Here is a 259-nt window from a genome sequence, read left to right as displayed (position 1 = left end):
TAGGCCTAAGTGGACTTGAACCACCGACCTCACGCTTATCAGGCGTGCGCTCTAACCAGCTGAGCTATAGGCCTACAAATGAGAGATAATCTCTCAAAACTGAACAATTAAGGTTGGATACAGCTAGCGCATATGCTACGTCTATCCATTACACCAAAGTGTCGACCTAGTGTGACATCTAGCATCTTGTGCTAGTGTATGTCTCCCTAGAAAGGAGGTGATCCAGCCGCACCTTCCGATACGGCTACCTTGTTACGAC

The 259-nt window shown here is 47.9% G+C and carries 1 tRNA gene; it reads right to left on the bottom strand.

Annotated features, from left to right (window positions below):
• A tRNA-Ile gene (locus EO113_RS08035) sits at positions 1–74 on the bottom strand.
• Positions 75–259 lie beyond the last annotated feature (185 nt).

It is taken from the genome of Veillonella sp. 3913 (genome assembly GCF_003992235.1).
Classification (GTDB): Bacteria; Bacillota; Negativicutes; order Veillonellales; family Veillonellaceae; genus F0422.
The sequence above is the reverse complement of the archived record's forward strand: the minus strand, read 5'-3'. Positions and strand labels throughout refer to the sequence as shown.